We start from the raw sequence: 15,330 nt of genomic DNA on the forward strand, positions 1-15,330 counted from the left end.
GACTTTGCCACCCGCTATTCAACGCAGATGCGCAATCCAGTCCTCGGATTATCAATCAGCGGGCCAATAGCCGCCGACTTATTCTTCCAGAAGATTGATCGAAATGCGCTTGGATTCGTCCATCATGGCCGCTTTGGCCCGGATCTTCGCTTCCAACTGGTCAATCATCTGTTCGTTATCAAAACGCTCTTTCTGGCGCACGCCGTCTTCGTAGAAGCCACTCTTCTTGTGCCCACCGGTTACCCCAATGGTAGACACCAGAGCTTCGCCCGGCCCGTTCACCACGCAACCGATAATGGAGACATCCATCGGGGTGATGAGATCTTCCAGGCGTTGTTCCAACGCATTGACGGTGCCAATGACGTCAAACTCCTGACGTGAGCAGGTTGGGCAGGCAATGAAGTTGATGCCACGAGCGCGGATGCGCAAGGACTTCAGGATATCAAAGCCAACCTTCACTTCTTCAACCGGATCCGCCGCCAGCGAAATGCGCAGCGTATCGCCGATCCCTTCCGACAGCAGCATGCCCAAGCCAATGGCTGATTTCACTGAGCCACTGCGTGCTCCGCCCGCCTCGGTGATGCCAAGATGCAAGGGTTGGTCAATACGGGCAGCCAGCAGCCGGTAAGACTGCACGGCCAAGAACACGTCGGACGCTTTCACGCTCACCTTGAACTGGTCAAAGTTGAGACGGTCCAGAATATCCACGTGACGCATGGCGGATTCCAGCAGCGCTTCCGGCGTAGGTTCGCCGTACTTTTCCTGAATATCTTTTTCCAACGAGCCGCCGTTAACGCCGATGCGGATCGGGATATTTTTGTCACGCGCACAGTCAACCACTGAACGGATACGAGATTCGTTGCCGATGTTGCCCGGGTTGATACGCAGGCAGTCAACGCCGTATTCGGCAACCTGCAACGCAATGCGGTAATCGAAATGGATATCGGCCACCAGCGGTACGTTGACCTGCTGCTTGATCAGCCGAAACGCCTCGGCGGCGTCCATGGTGGGAACGGAAACGCGGACGATATCAACCCCCACGCGCTCCAGAGCCCGGATCTGATTAACCGTCGCTTCGACATCGGTGGTACGGGTGTTGGTCATCGATTGCACGGCAATCGGCGCTCCATCGCCTATAGGCACGTTACCGACGTAAATACGGGTAGATTTGCGACGGTTAATGGGAGCTTGGTTATGCATCAGTTACTCTCCACTGCTGCTCAGACATAACGACAATAGCCGCGCAATTACTGCGCGGCAACGGTCAGACGAGCAACACGGTTTGACTTGACAAACCGGCTTAAATCGACCGGTTTACCCTGGAATTGGACCTGTACCGAAGCCGGTGCGCCAAGGGTCAGTTTAAACGGCGCCTTGCCAGCCAGATTCAGCCGCGAACCGCTTTTCTGGATGCCACTGACCAAGGATTTCCCCGTCGCGTCAACCACTTGTACCCAGCAATCGCCGGAAAAATCCATCACCAGCCCGTTGGCATCAGCCTCAGAAGCACTGACACCAGCAGCACCGGTAGGCAACTGAGCCTGGGCGACTGGCGCAGTCGATGTCGCATCTGGGATAGTAGCCTGGCTTGGTGCTACCACCGCAGGCTGTTGAGCCGCCTGAGGGTCAAGCACAACCGGAACCTGTTGAGTCGTAGCAGCGTTATTGGTTGACGGCGCAGGGCTGTTGTCTGGAACAACTGCCGATGCGCCATTATCCGCGTTACCGTCGGTCAATGGCACTGGCTGGCCTTCACCATGCTGAGACAGTTGTGCGGAAGATTGATCCGCCATGGTGGCGATCTCTTCCTGCTGAGCCTTGTGATTCTGCCACCACCAGGCACCGGTCAAACCCACGACCACAAACACAATCAGCCAAGTAAAGCTCATCAGCCAGCCATCACGCTTTTTACGGCGCTTACCCAAAGAGAAGCTCTGCATTTGAGCCACTTTGGCCGCTCTCACCGGTGCCTGTTTTTCCATCATCGGCAACAGTTCATCTTCTGGCAAATGCACCAGCTTGGCATAGGAACGGATATAACCACGCACGAACGTTGAAGCCAGATCGGCAGACATATTGTCGTCTTCAATGTCGCGCACGGTAGACATTTTTAGGCACAGGCGTTCAGCCACGGCCTGTTGACTCAGCCCGAGTTGTTCACGAGCCTGGCGCAGGCGTTGACCTGTTGTCATAGATACGGTTTTATCTTGGGAATCTTCAGTATTCATTAGCTAAGAACTGCTGGTACTGTTTGGATTGTGGAAAACTTCGCGCTAGCTGTTTGCCATAGCGTTGAACGCTATCCTGACGGCCCGCTAACGCGGCGAAACGAATCTGTAGCCATAGACTGTCGGCACTCGCCGGCAGAACATGTTGATAACTGTCCAATAAAAGTTGCGACTGCGCGCGCTTCCCTTCTCCAAATTGCTTTTCTGCTTCCACTAGCAGCGGAGCCCCCTTGTCCGGATCGATCTTCAGCGCTCGCGTTAATAACTTACGAGCTTCATCATTTTGACCGGCCTTGAGGAAACAGTAACCTGCGTTTTCCAGACTGTCGGCAACCTGGCCATATTCTGGCGCCAGTGCCGCAGCGCTAAACTGCTGTTGGGCCGGTACATACTGCCCTAAACTACAGAGAAACGCACCGTAATTATTCAATACGGTACCGTTACCCGGTGCAAGTTTAAGCGCTTGCTGATAACGCTGTTCAGCGGCGGCGTTATCGCCGATCCGCTGGTTGTAGAGTGCCATGCCCAATTGGGTACGATAATCCTGTGGGGCCGCATCGACCGCTTTTTGCAGATTCTGCCTGGCAGCCGGTAGATCGCCCTGGTTCAGATACTCCAGGCCCAGTTGCAACCGGGTCTGGCCTGCCGCCACCGCTGGCCCGTCGTTATCGGGTTGCGAGCTGGAACAGCCCACCAGCAAACTGGCCGCCAATAATACACCCCACAGTTTCAGCTTCATGCTTGCACTCATTTCCTTATCCGATGTTACCCGATCGCCTGAAGGATTGCTGCTCACATAACAGGCTGTTAGATAACAAAAAAATCATGCTATAGGATTCAGACCGCTCGTACGTTGATAGGTTCCCCGGCCATTTTCTTTTTCAGGGTACGCTTGGTACGATCGATCACCTCTCCCGCCAACTGCCCACAGGCAGCATCGATGTCATCGCCACGGGTTTTACGAACAATAGTCGTAAAGCCGTATTCCATCAACACCTTGGAGAAACGGTCGACGCGGCTGTTGGAGCTGCGGCCATAAGGTGCCCCAGGGAACGGGTTCCATGGGATCAGGTTGATCTTGCACGGCGTATCTTTCAGCACTTCCGCCAGTTGGTGCGCATCGTCGGTGCTGTCGTTGATGTGATCCAGCATCACGTACTCAACGGTGACCCGCCCTTGGTTGGCATTGGATTTTTCCAGATAACGGCGAACCGCCGCCAGGAAGGTTTCAATATTGTACTTGCGGTTGATCGGCACGATCTCGTCGCGGATCTTGTCGTTAGGCGCATGCAGCGAAATGGCCAGGGCCACATCGATCATATCGCCCAATTTGTCCAAAGCGGGCACGACACCGGAGGTAGACAAGGTAACGCGGCGCTTGGACAGACCAAAACCAAAGTCATCCAGCATGATTTCCATCGCTGGCACCACGTTGGTCAGGTTAAGCAATGGCTCACCCATGCCCATCATCACCACGTTGGTGATAGGACGTTGGCCGGTGACTTTGATGGCACCCAGGATTTTAGCAGCACGCCAAACCTGGCCGATGATTTCCGAGACACGCAGGTTGCGGTTAAAGCCCTGCTGAGCCGTGGAACAGAATTTGCACTCCAGTGCGCAGCCTACCTGTGAAGACACGCACAGGGTGGCGCGATCGCCATCTGGGATATAGACGGTTTCGACCTGTTGATCGCCCACCTTGATGGCCCACTTGATGGTGCCATCGGCCGAACGCTGCTCTTCTGCAACTTCCGGCGCACGGATTTCCGCCACGCGCTGTAATTTATTGCGCAGCACCTTGTTGATGTCGGTCATCTGCTCAAAATCGTCGCAGCAATAGTGATACATCCACTTCATCACCTGATCGGCGCGGAAAGGTTTTTCACCCATGTTGGCGAAGAATTCGCGCAATTGCTGACGGTTCAAATCCAGCAGGTTGATTTTGGCCGTAGCCGGTTGTTCCGTTTGCACGGTCAGGGAATTATTTTCAGACAAGGTATGCTCGGGCGCGATGGGTTCTAACATAATGATCTCTTAGCCTCGTTATTACACGTTATGGCTTGAAGGAGTGTGTAGGGGCGCTGCATGCTGCGCCCATGTTCTCTGCGGCGAAGCGATTCGCCCCATTAGTTTGGCAAAACTAACGGAAAAAGCACGCCCCAGGCAAGATAGCTTCCCTGGGGCGCGGCATTGTACAAATTTTAGTAGCGGGTTTCTACGTCTGAACGGCTTTCATGGCATTTTTATTGTATCTGCCGGTAAATAGCCTATTTCAGCAGAAAAACGCCCGCAATTAGCGTGGGCAGATTTCGCTTTCGTTAAAGAAATAAGCGATTTCACGCTGGGCAGATTCTACTGCGTCTGAGCCGTGAACGGCGTTGGCAGTGAAGCTGTCTGCATAGTCAGCACGCAGGGTGCCGGCCAATGCGTTGTCCGGGTTGGTTGCGCCCATGATGTCACGGTTACGCTGTACGGCGTTTTCGGCTTCCAGAACCTGTACCACGATTGGGCCAGAGGTCATGAACTCCACCAGACCGTCGAAGAAAGGACGACCTTTGTGCTCAGCGTAGAAGCCTTCGGCCTGTTCGCGAGTCAGACGCAACATTTTAGATGCGATGATTTTGAAACCCGCGCGCTCGAAACGAGCATAGATAGCGCCGATGTCATTGTTAGCTACAGCGTTTGGTTTAATGATGGAAAAGGTACGTTCTACGGTCATGATGGCCTCTATTATGTCTTCCAAAACAGGCCGGGCGATAAGGTGAGGTGCCGGCCTTTCAAGTGGCGCAGATTATATGTGCGCTGTTAACGCTTGCCTACGGGAAAATCAACATTTCATTAAAAAAAAATTATCTTAATCCTCGATAGTCAGCGACAAATTGGATCCTGACCTATCGGCTTACTGGGTTTTATCGGTCGATGGGATCATATTTCGCAGCCAACTGCCCCAGCGACGCTGATAGAAGGCCTGGGTATGGGTGATCAGATAATGGCTCACGCCCCGCGCATTCTCTTCTACCAGGCAAAAATCAACTGGTTCATCGTTCGGCGCAGTTTCGCTGGCCACCATACCGGCTTCGCTGATCAACGCTTCAATCTCTGCCGGGTCGCCATCCACTTCCAGACCCACCAGCAGGTTCGGCTTCTCATCTACAGCGCGATCGTGCATCAACGCCAGGAAAGCGCGGCGTACCGGTTTCCGCTGACTGAACAAGGTCGTCAGCGCATCCACCATCGCCGCCGGATACTCTTCAGGCTGCCCCAGCAGCAGCTGGGTTTCGGTATCGATATAGCGTTCCGCCGGCTTCACTACGCCACCGGTAGCCAACAGCATAGCGATCTCTGCTGGCAGGAATTCCTTGCCGTGGGTGCCTTTCGGGTTCAGGAACAGTTCGGCACCTTGGGTGATTTCAAACAGCACGCGAGCGGGCATGGCGATAAAGGGTTGCTCATCCTCCACGGCCTTTTGCAGCGCCTCCAACGAGGTGAAGAAAGGCACCACGCTGCTGCCATCCTGCTTTTCCCAGTGCTGAATGTTCACCGGCGTCTCGGCATTCAGCGTAATTTCACCGTCGTGCGGCACCTGCTCGCTGTCACCCAGAATGTAGACCGTTGAATCCAGCAGTTCGCGGAAAAACGCCGGGCGGTGCGCCGGTTCCGAGGCCGCCAGCCTCAGCAGGCGCTCAAGCTCGTTTTCGCCCGCAACGGCGTCATCATCATGATGGTGGTGGGAACTCATTGCCGACTCCTTCAATGTATCAGGGGCCCAGCATGCTGGGCCCCTACGGAAAATTTGGGATAATCGAGGTGAGAAGTTTTCCTGCTTCAGTGATCTTCCCCTCACCCTAACCCTCTCCCACAGGGAGAGGGAACTGTCCGTGCTACACATTAACTACAGTGCCGGACACCTAATCAGGAACTGTCCGTGCTACACATTAACTACAGTGCCGGACACCTAATCAGGGACTGTCCGTGCCACACATTAACTACAGTACCGGATACATAATCAGGGACTGTCCGTGCCACACATGAACTACAGTACCGGACACATAATCAGGGACTGTCCGTGCCACAATTTAACTCCACCCTTCACCACATCACCGTTCCAACTCCCTCTCCCTATGGGAGAGGGTTGGGGTGAGGGGCAGTTACTTGGCCTTGCTCAGCAACAGGTTGGCCAGCGTACGCACGCCCAAACCCGTTGCGCCTGCTGACCACTGATCCACAGCACCTTTACGGTAGGTGGCAGAACAGTCGATATGCAGCCAGCCCTTTTGGTATTTCTGCACAAAGTGTGACAGGAAAGCCGCTGCGGTGCTGGCGCCAGCGGTGTAAGCCGGGCCCGCAACGTTGTTCAGTTCAGCAAAGTTTGACGGCAACTGGCTGCGGTGGAACTCCGCCAGCGGCAGACGCCAGAACGGCTCGTGCTCTTCATCCGCACTGGCCAACAGCTCTTGCGCCAGCGCATCGTCAAAGCTGAACAGCGCGTGGTAATCATTTCCTACCGCCGTTTTAGCTGCGCCGGTCAAGGTCGCACAGTCAATGATCAACTCCGGGTTTTGCGCGCTGGCATCGATCAGGCCATCGGCCAATACCAGACGCCCTTCCGCATCGGTATTCATCACTTCAACGGTTTTGCCATTACGATAGCGGATAATGTCGCCCAGTTTAAAGGCGTTACCGCTGACCATATTGTCCGCACAGCACAGATACAGTTTGACGCGCTGCTGCAAGCCGCGTGCCACCGCTAATGCCAATGCACCAGTGATAGTGGCCGCGCCGCCCATATCGGACTTCATCGAGTCCATAAACGCGCTCTGCTTGAGGCTGTAGCCGCCGCTGTCGAAGGTGATCCCTTTACCTACCAGGCAGGCGAATACCGGTGCTTCTGGGTTGCCCGTCGGGTTAAAGTCCAGCGCCAACAGCACCGGAGAACGATCGGAACCCCGGCCAACGGTATGGATACCGGCGTAGTTCTGCTCGCGCAGGTCTTCACCTTTGGTGATTCGATAGCTGACGGCATCGCAACCAACAGCACACATCAGATCAACCGCGCGGGTTGCCAGTTGCTCTGGCCCCAGCTCTTCCGCTGGCATATTGATGGTGTCACGCACCCAATCGACAATCTTCAGGCGCTGTTGCAGCTCTTGGCTTTCTGCTTCCGGCAGCTCAGCCCATTCAACGCTACGCTGCCCTTTCGGCCCGCGATAGCCCTGCCAAAACGCCCAGCTGTTTTCCAGGTCCCAGCCTTCCCCGGCCAGTTTCACTTTCTTGATGCCCTGGCCATCGATCCTGCGTGCCGCACGCTGGATCAGGCCCAGTTTGCCGGAATTGCTCAGATGGATGGTGATGCCTTGGTCATTGGTGCTCAGCAGCGCCTTTTCACCCCAGCGCGCATCGGCGGGTTGCTGGGATAGCGTGATCTGCATGATTTCGGTTGTCATAGCCTTACTCCGGATTATTCTTGTACTAATCTTGTCGGATACAAAATAAACGGGCTGCCTTTGGCAGCCCATTTCGCTATTTACTCTGCTTCATCTAACCAGACCAGCAGGATCGCTTCCAGTATTTTTTCATTGGAAGCCTGCGGTTCGTCGTCAAATTCTTCCAGATCGCAAATCCACTGGTGCATATCGGTGAAACGCACGGTTTTCGGATCGGTATCTGGATAGGCATCGTACAGGGCTTCGCCGATTTCGCGGCTGTCGGTCCACTTCAGTCCCATTAGTAGCTCCTAGTGCTCGCGTGCGTGGTTGACGGTATAACGCGGCATTTCGACCACCAGATCGTCTTCGGTGACGCGGGCCTGGCAGCTCAAGCGGCTTTCCGGCTCCAGCCCCCAGGCTTTGTCCAGCATGTCATCTTCCAGCTCGCTGCTTTCGGCCAAGGAATCAAACCCTTCACGCACGATGCAGTGGCAAGTGGTACAGGCGCAGGATTTCTCACAGGCATGTTCAATTTCAATACCGTTACGCAGTGCGACATCGAGGATAGTTTCCCCAACTTCCGCTTCCAGTACTGCCCCCTCCGGGCATAGATCTTGATGGGGCAGGAAAACAATTTTCGGCATGGTTAAACCTCATCCACAGAATGGCCAGCCAGCGCACGGCGAATGGAGGCATCCATGCGGCGCGCGGCAAAATCTTGGGTTGTTGCATCGACTATTTTTATTGCAGCCTCGATCGCAGCAGGATCGGAGCCTTGTATCACTTGCTGGAGCTCGGCTACCGCGTTGTTGATAGCCAGGCTTTCTTCGTCACTCAGCAGAGCGGCATCGCTGGCCAGTGCACCTTGCAGGCTTTCCAGCACGCGGGAAGCTTCTACCCGTTGCTCCGCCAGCTTGCGAGCACCGACATCGCTTTGCGCATTGGCCATCGAGTCCTTCAACATGCCGGCAATTTCGGCATCGGACAGGCCATACGAAGGCTTGACCTGAATGGAGGCTTCGACGCCGGTGGATTTCTCCATCGCCGTCACGCTCAGCAGGCCGTCTGCATCCACCTGGAAGGTCACACGAATATGTGCCCCACCGGCAGGTAGCGGCGGCAAGCCACGCAGCGTAAAGCGCGCCAGCGAACGGCAATCATGCACCAGTTCACGCTCGCCTTGCAGCACGTGGATCATCATCGCGCTCTGACCGTCTTTAAAGGTAGTGAACTCCTGCGCACGCGCCACCGGAATGGTAGTGTTACGCGGGATCACCTTCTCAACCAGGCCACCCATGGTTTCCAGGCCAAGCGACAGCGGGATCACGTCCAGCAACAGCATTTCGCTATCCGGCTTGTTACCTACCAGGATATCCGCCTGGATAGCAGCACCGATCGCCACCACCTTGTCCGGATCGATCGACGTCAGCGGCGTACGGCCAAAGAACTCGCCCACCTGTTCGCGTACCAAAGGCACACGGGTTGAGCCACCAACCATCACCACTTCCAGCACCTCATCGGCACTGACGGCGGCATCTTTCAGCGCGCGGCGGCAAGCCATCAGGGTACGTTTCACCAGCGAGGCAATCAGCGTTTCGAACTGTTCGCGGGTCACTTCACCCTGCCAACCAGCAATATCTACCGTGGTGCTCTGCGCATCGCTCAGGGCGATTTTGACCGCAATCGCGGCATCCAGCAATTGGCGTTGCACACCATGATCGCTACGATCGCTAATGCCGGCCTGTTCACGCAGCCAGTCCGCCAGCAGATGATCGAAGTCATCGCCACCCAATGCGGAATCACCGCCGGTAGCCAGCACTTCAAACACGCCACGGCTGAGGCGCAAAATGGAAATATCAAAGGTACCGCCACCCAGATCGTAAACAGCGATCACCCCTTCCTGACCTGAGTCCAACCCGTAGGCAATAGCCGCAGCGGTCGGTTCGTTCAACAGGCGCAGCACTTGCAGGCCAGCCAGACGCGCAGCGTCTTTGGTGCCTTGGCGTTGAGCGTCGTCGAAGTAAGCAGGAACGGTGATCACCACCCCATCAAGTTCACCTTCCAGCGCCGCTTTAGCGCGGGTAGCCAGTGCCTTGAGGATATCGGCAGATACGCCAACCGGGTTAACCAGGCCTGCGGCGGTCACGATCATTGGCAGGCCGTTATCGCTGGCCTGGAACTGATACGGCAGGTTTGGATAGCGTTGTTGCACGTCCGCCAAAGAGCGGCCCATCATGCGTTTGACAGAGCTGACCGTATTGACCGGATCTTGTGCCGCCTGTGCACGAGCGCTCCAGCCAACCTGATGTTCGGTGGCCTGATAATGCACCACGGAAGGGAGCAGATAGCGCCCTTCAAGGTCGGCCAGCGTCTCGGCCTGGCCGCTACGCACCGTAGCCACCAGCGAGTTGGTGGTCCCCAGATCAATACCGGCAGCCAGGCGGCGCTGATGCGGCACAGCCGTGAGGCCAGGCTCACTAATTTGTAATAAGGCCATATACAAAGCTTCCACAATCAAGAATGTTTCCCCGTCGTCTTTCAAGTTGCAGCGTTGTTACCTGCACTATCTCACCCCAGTCACTTACAAAAACGTAAGCTCCTGGGGATGAGATAGTTTGCCGCCTAGCTGCAACTCGAAATCCATAGGGGAGTTTTAATCAAAACCCAGCAATTTTTCTTCGAGTTGTTCAATCTGTTGCTGGAGCTTGTCCAAAAAGCGTAACTTGCGCACGGTATCGGCAGCCTGTGACCACTGCTGATCATCCAGCTCCAGCACCATCTGCGCGCTACGCTGTTTGAAGGTCTTGTTCAGGCGCGTGGCGAAGGCAGCCAGTGCGTTTTGCGCATCCGGCGAGCGTTCGATGGCATCAAGCTCTTCACGCAACTCCAACTGTTCCATCAGGAACGCGGTGTCGCGCAGGGTATGTTGCTCGTTGCCCAAATCAAAGCCGTGCAAAGATAACATATACTCGGCACGTTTTAACGGGTGCTTCAGCGACTGATAGGCTTCATTGATGGTCGCCGCCTGCTGCAACGCCATCAGGCGTTCACGCTCCGGTTGGAGGGCATGGCGATCGGGGTGGAATTGGCGCTGCAAATCTTGATAGCGTGAGGTAAGCAAGCTGCCGTCTACGCTATAGCGGACCGGCAACCCGAATAAAGTAAAGTAATCCATAGCGTGCTCGGGGCGTTATCGTGATGATTGAGGTTCCCCCGTGGGTCACGGGGGAGCACGATGGACTGTCAGACGTTAAAGCTTTCGCCGCAGCCGCACTCGCTTGAGACGTTCGGGTTGTTGAACTTGAAGCCTTCGTTCAGACCTTCCTTGACGAAATCAAGCTCGGTACCGTCCAGATAGACCAGGCTCTTGCCGTCAATGATCACCTTGACGCCTTTGTCTTCAAAAACGATATCATCGTCGTTCGTTTCATCAACAAATTCGAGTACATACGCCATTCCGGAACAGCCGGAAGTTCGCACGCCCAGACGCAGGCCGAGACCTTTGCCACGGTGGTCCAAAAATGCCTGAACCCGCTGCGCGGCGCTGTCGCTCATGGTAATCGACATAACAACCTCTTCAATCTTAGCCCGCAAAGCGGGCTAACTGACTCAATAATAACTACTTGGCGCTGTGCTTGCTCTTGTAGTCGGCGATCGCTGCTTTAATGGCGTCTTCGGCCAGAATTGAGCAGTGAATTTTAACCGGAGGTAACTCCAGTTCTTCGGCGATCTGGGTATTTTTGATCGCTTCGGCCTGATCAAGAGACTTGCCTTTCATCCATTCGGTCACCAGCGAGCTGGAAGCGATGGCGGAGCCGCAGCCGTAGGTTTTGAAACGGGCATCTTCGATAATGCCTTCGTTGTTGACCTTGATCTGCAGCTTCATCACGTCGCCACAGGCCGGTGCCCCTACCATACCGCTACCGACGGTAGGGTCTTCGTTATCAAACGACCCTACGTTACGCGGGTTTTCATAATGATCGATTACTTTTTCGCTATAAGCCATGACGTTGCTCCTGGATCCTGAGAATTAATGATGTGCCCATTCGATGCTGTTGATATCCACGCCCTGCTTGAACATGTCCCACAGTGGGGAGAGATCGCGCAGACGGCCAATGGATTTACGCACCAACGAAATGGTGTAATCGATCTCTTCTTCCGTGGTGAAACGCCCCAGGGAGAAACGGATCGAGCTGTGCGCTAACTCATCACTCATACCCAGTGCACGCAGCACATAGGAGGGTTCAAGGCTGGCAGAAGTACAGGCTGAGCCTGAAGAAACCGCCAAGTCTTTCAACGCCATGATCAGCGACTCACCTTCAACATAGTTGAAGCTGACGTTGAGAATGTTTGGTGCACCGTGTTGCAGATCGCCGTTCAGATACACTTCTTCCATATCTTTCACGCCGTCCCACAGACGATCGCGCAGAATGCGCAGGCGTGCCATTTCGCTGGCCATTTCTTCTTTGGCAATACGATAGGCTTCACCCATGGCAACGATCTGATGCACTGCCAGGGTACCGGAACGCATACCGCGCTCATGGCCACCGCCGTGGATCTGGGCTTCGATGCGGATGCGCGGCTTACGCTGCACATACAGGGCACCAATACCTTTCGGGCCATAAATCTTGTGGCCGGAGAAGGACATCAGATCTACTTTCAGCTTGCTCAGATCGATAGGCAGTTTACCTACGCTCTGGGTTGCATCGACGTGATAGATAATGCCACGCGCCCGGCACATTTCGCCGATGGCAGCGATGTCCTGCACCACGCCAATTTCGTTATTCACATGCATGATGGAAACCAGGATGGTGTCTTCACGCATCGCGGCTTCGAGAACCTGGAGATCGATGATCCCGTTGCTCTGCGGTGCCAGATAGGTGACTTCAAAACCTTCGCGCTCAAGTTGGCGGCAGGTATCCAGCACGGCTTTATGTTCGGTTTTGCTGGTGATGATGTGCTTGCCTTTCTTCTGATAGAAGTTGGCAGCGCCTTTGATCGCCAGGTTATCGGATTCGGTGGCCCCAGAGGTGAAGACGATCTCACGCGGGTCCGCGCCAACCAGTTCAGCGATTTGGTTACGGGCGATATCAACCGCCTCTTCCGCCTGCCAGCCGAAACGGTGGGAACGGGAGGCCGGGTTACCGAAAGTGCCGTCCAGGGTCAAAAACTGCATCATCTTCTCGGCAACACGCGGGTCCACAGGGGTCGTGGCCGAGTAGTCCAGATAAATCGGTAATTTCATTGCTCTTGTACTCCGTACATCACTTCCAAAAACCAATAAATTAGTCGTCAGCTGCTTATGCGCGCAGATTAACGTTGATCGTTTCTTGCAGACGACCGTTGGCCGTGCGGCGCGTATCGCTATTTTGACGGTCTGCCACGTCCAGCACTTCCTGGTTGTTCACCAGTTCGGCCAGCGTAATATTGTTCAAGAACCCGCTGATGCGCTCGCTCAGATCGCGCCACAGGGTATGGGTCAGGCAACGATCGCCCCCCTGGCAGCCTTCTTTACCCTGGCAACGGGTGGCGTCTACAGATTCGTCGACTGCGGAAATCACCGCACCTACGGCGATAGCGTCCGCGTCTTTGCCCAACAGGTAACCACCGCCTGGCCCACGCACGCTGGCCACCAGGCCATTCTTACGCAGACGGGAAAACAGTTGTTCCAGATAAGAGAGCGAGATACCTTGGCGTTCGGAAATATCCGCCAGTGGTACCGGCCCTTCCTGGGAGTGTAATGCCACGTCGAGCATGGCAGTTACTGCATAACGGCCTTTGGATGTCAGTCTCATAGCTAATTGGTTACCTGTTGGTCAAACATGGGCCAAATTCTGACATTCCCGAGTAAATCAGTCAACTATTTAACCTACTAATTTACTCAAGTATTCGTGCTTTTTGTGCGCTTTGCTATCCGATGCATATAAAATACACCTTATAACCCCCAGATAAGCAATACTATCTTGCGTAACTGCGGGTGACAGCAAAATTAATTACCTTGCTGTTTATCCTGTTTCTCGATCGAGGTCAGCATGCCACGCAAGATATTCAGCTCCTGCGCTTCCGGGCGTGCCCGAGCAAACAGGCGGCGTAAACGGTTCATCACCTGCCCTGGATGGGCGGCGCGGATAAAGCCGGTGCGCACCAGCGTCTGCTCCAGATGCTGATAGAAGCGTTCAATATCATCCACCAGCGGATACGGCGACTCTTCCACCGGTGCAGCCTCTTCCTGCTGGCGATCGAGGAAGGCAACGCGAACCTCATACGCCAGGATTTGCACCGCCATGGCCAGATTCAGCGAGCTGTACTCCGGGTTGGCAGGAATGGCGACATGATAATGGCATTTCTGTAATTCGTCATTGGTTAGCCCAACGCGTTCACGGCCAAAGACCAACGCAACCGGCCCCTGCTCGCCTTCCTGTACCGCGCGCACGCCGCATTCGCGAGGTTCCAGCATCGGCCATGGGAGTGTGCGCGAACGAGCGCTGGTGCCTACTACCAAGCGGCAACCCGCAATGGCTTCATCAAAGGTATCGACAATCGTGGCGTTGCCAATTACATCGCTGGCGCCTGCGGCCAGAGCGATCGCCTGGGAATCGGGTTTCACCAGTGGATTGACCAGATAAAGGTTGGTTAACCCCATGGTTTTCATGGCACGGGCAGTAGAGCCCATGTTGCCGGTATGAGAGGTTTCAACCAGAACAATGCGGATATTGTGCAGCATACAAACTCTGAGCGTTGCGGAAAATCGTAGCATCTTAACACAGTCGTAGGTATTTTGCCGAACACCTGCTATACTTCGCGCCGTTTCCTGTTCTTTAACATCCTGTGGAAGATACCCATGCATCCGATGCTGACTATCGCCGTGCGCGCTGCGCGCAAGGCTGGCAACCTGATTACCAAAAATTACGAGACTCCAGACGCTGTAGAAGCGACACAAAAAGGTTCTAACGACTTTGTCACTAACGTCGATCGCGAGGCTGAGCGTCTGATCATCGAAATCATCCGTAAATCTTACCCGAAACACACCGTTATTGGTGAAGAGTGCGGTGAGTTAACCGGTGAAGATCAGGATGTGCAATGGGTGATTGATCCACTGGATGGCACCGCCAACTTCATCAAACGTCTACCACACTTCTCCGTTTCCATTGCCGTACGCATTAAAGGCCGTACCGAAGTGGCCGTGGTTTACGATCCAATGCGCAACGAACTGTTCACCGCCACCCGTGGCCAGGGCGCCCAGCTCAACGGTTACCGTCTGCGCGGCACCAACGCCAAAGATCTGGATGGCACCATCCTGGCGACCGGCTTCCCGTTCAAAGTCAAACAGCACGCACCGGCTTACATCAACGTGCTGGGCAAACTGTTCACCCAATGTGCCGATTTCCGTCGTACCGGTTCCGCCGCGCTGGATCTGGCCTACGTTGCCGCTGGCCGCGTTGATGGTTTCTTTGAGATTGGCCTGAAGCCTTGGGACTTTGCTGCTGGCGAACTGCTGGTACGTGAGTCTGGTGGCTTGGTCACCGACTTTGTTGGCGGGCATAACCACTTCAGCTCTGGCAACGTGGTTGCCGGTAACCCGCGTGTGGTGAAAGCATTGCTTTCCAACATGCGTGAAGAACTGAGCGAAGCGCTGAAGCGTTAATCTCGGGCAGCATCAGGCTACTGATGTGGCA

17 protein-coding genes are annotated in these 15,330 nt (G+C 55.0%); 1 reads left to right on the forward strand and 16 read right to left on the reverse strand.

What is annotated here, in order from left to right; all coding sequences use genetic code 11:
* Positions 1 to 78 precede the first annotated feature (78 nt).
* From ispG to trmJ, 16 genes are all read right to left on the reverse strand, one after another.
* Positions 79 to 1,200: a flavodoxin-dependent (E)-4-hydroxy-3-methylbut-2-enyl-diphosphate synthase gene (ispG, locus tag ACMV5I_RS10265; RefSeq protein ID WP_024484238.1), complete on the reverse strand. Its 1,122-nt coding sequence runs from the start codon at positions 1,198 to 1,200 to the stop codon at positions 79 to 81.
* 47 nt (positions 1,201 to 1,247) lie between these two features.
* Positions 1,248 to 2,228, reverse strand: a complete 981-nt coding sequence (gene rodZ / locus ACMV5I_RS10270) for a cytoskeleton protein RodZ (RefSeq protein WP_024484239.1) — start codon at positions 2,226 to 2,228, stop codon at positions 1,248 to 1,250.
* Complete coding sequence (gene pilW / locus ACMV5I_RS10275) at positions 2,218 to 2,967, reverse strand: type IV pilus biogenesis/stability protein PilW (RefSeq protein ID WP_414824262.1); 750 nt, start codon at positions 2,965 to 2,967, stop codon at positions 2,218 to 2,220. Before pilW ends, rodZ begins: the two co-directional genes overlap by 11 nt.
* Before the next feature lie 98 nt (positions 2,968 to 3,065).
* Entirely contained in the window at positions 3,066 to 4,253 is a 1,188-nt protein-coding gene (locus ACMV5I_RS10280; RefSeq protein ID WP_024484240.1) for a bifunctional tRNA (adenosine(37)-C2)-methyltransferase TrmG/ribosomal RNA large subunit methyltransferase RlmN, read from the reverse strand.
* 268 nt (positions 4,254 to 4,521) lie between these two features.
* Complete coding sequence (gene ndk / locus ACMV5I_RS10285; RefSeq protein WP_004952077.1) at positions 4,522 to 4,947, reverse strand: nucleoside-diphosphate kinase; 426 nt, start codon at positions 4,945 to 4,947, stop codon at positions 4,522 to 4,524.
* Positions 4,948 to 5,127: 180 nt separating this feature from the next.
* Positions 5,128 to 5,967: an enhanced serine sensitivity protein SseB gene (gene sseB / locus ACMV5I_RS10290; RefSeq protein ID WP_202671265.1), complete on the reverse strand. Its 840-nt coding sequence runs from the start codon at positions 5,965 to 5,967 to the stop codon at positions 5,128 to 5,130.
* A 409-nt stretch (positions 5,968 to 6,376) separates the two neighbouring features.
* A complete protein-coding gene (pepB, locus tag ACMV5I_RS10295) occupies positions 6,377 to 7,672 on the reverse strand; it encodes an aminopeptidase PepB (RefSeq protein ID WP_414824263.1) in 1,296 nt (431 codons plus the stop codon).
* Positions 7,673 to 7,752: 80 nt separating this feature from the next.
* Positions 7,753 to 7,953 carry a Fe-S cluster assembly protein IscX gene (gene iscX, locus ACMV5I_RS10300; RefSeq protein WP_021178855.1) on the reverse strand — a complete coding sequence of 67 codons (201 nt, stop codon included), beginning with the start codon at positions 7,951 to 7,953 and terminating at the stop codon, positions 7,753 to 7,755.
* A 9-nt stretch (positions 7,954 to 7,962) separates the two neighbouring features.
* Complete coding sequence (gene fdx / locus ACMV5I_RS10305) at positions 7,963 to 8,298, reverse strand: ISC system 2Fe-2S type ferredoxin (RefSeq protein WP_021178856.1); 336 nt, start codon at positions 8,296 to 8,298, stop codon at positions 7,963 to 7,965.
* A 2-nt stretch (positions 8,299 to 8,300) separates the two neighbouring features.
* Complete coding sequence (gene hscA / locus ACMV5I_RS10310; protein ID WP_414824264.1) at positions 8,301 to 10,151, reverse strand: Fe-S protein assembly chaperone HscA; 1,851 nt, start codon at positions 10,149 to 10,151, stop codon at positions 8,301 to 8,303.
* 156 nt (positions 10,152 to 10,307) lie between these two features.
* Positions 10,308 to 10,829: a co-chaperone HscB gene (hscB, locus tag ACMV5I_RS10315; protein ID WP_368458748.1), complete on the reverse strand. Its 522-nt coding sequence runs from the start codon at positions 10,827 to 10,829 to the stop codon at positions 10,308 to 10,310.
* A gap of 68 nt (positions 10,830 to 10,897) precedes the next feature.
* On the reverse strand, positions 10,898 to 11,221 hold the full coding sequence (gene iscA / locus ACMV5I_RS10320; RefSeq protein ID WP_021178859.1) for an iron-sulfur cluster assembly protein IscA: 324 nt from the start codon (positions 11,219 to 11,221) through the stop codon (positions 10,898 to 10,900).
* A gap of 52 nt (positions 11,222 to 11,273) precedes the next feature.
* Positions 11,274 to 11,660 (reverse strand): Fe-S cluster assembly scaffold IscU, encoded by a 387-nt coding sequence (gene iscU / locus ACMV5I_RS10325; RefSeq protein ID WP_004952090.1) that lies wholly within the window; start codon positions 11,658 to 11,660, stop codon positions 11,274 to 11,276.
* A 24-nt stretch (positions 11,661 to 11,684) separates the two neighbouring features.
* Entirely contained in the window at positions 11,685 to 12,899 is a 1,215-nt protein-coding gene (locus ACMV5I_RS10330; RefSeq protein ID WP_121607567.1) for an IscS subfamily cysteine desulfurase, read from the reverse strand.
* Positions 12,900 to 12,954: 55 nt separating this feature from the next.
* Positions 12,955 to 13,449 (reverse strand): Fe-S cluster assembly transcriptional regulator IscR, encoded by a 495-nt coding sequence (gene iscR, locus ACMV5I_RS10335; RefSeq protein ID WP_021178861.1) that lies wholly within the window; start codon positions 13,447 to 13,449, stop codon positions 12,955 to 12,957.
* Between the two features lie 194 nt (positions 13,450 to 13,643).
* Positions 13,644 to 14,378 carry a tRNA (cytosine(32)/uridine(32)-2'-O)-methyltransferase TrmJ gene (trmJ, locus tag ACMV5I_RS10340; protein ID WP_024484246.1) on the reverse strand — a complete coding sequence of 245 codons (735 nt, stop codon included), beginning with the start codon at positions 14,376 to 14,378 and terminating at the stop codon, positions 13,644 to 13,646.
* Between the two features lie 117 nt (positions 14,379 to 14,495).
* Here trmJ and suhB point away from each other — a divergent pair, with 117 nt between their 5' ends.
* Positions 14,496 to 15,299 (forward strand): inositol-1-monophosphatase, encoded by an 804-nt coding sequence (suhB, locus tag ACMV5I_RS10345; RefSeq protein ID WP_202671263.1) that lies wholly within the window; start codon positions 14,496 to 14,498, stop codon positions 15,297 to 15,299.
* Positions 15,300 to 15,330 lie beyond the last annotated feature (31 nt).

It is taken from the genome of Serratia sp. T13T92 (assembly GCF_047530105.1).
Classification (GTDB): Bacteria; Pseudomonadota; Gammaproteobacteria; order Enterobacterales; family Enterobacteriaceae; genus Chania; species Chania fonticola.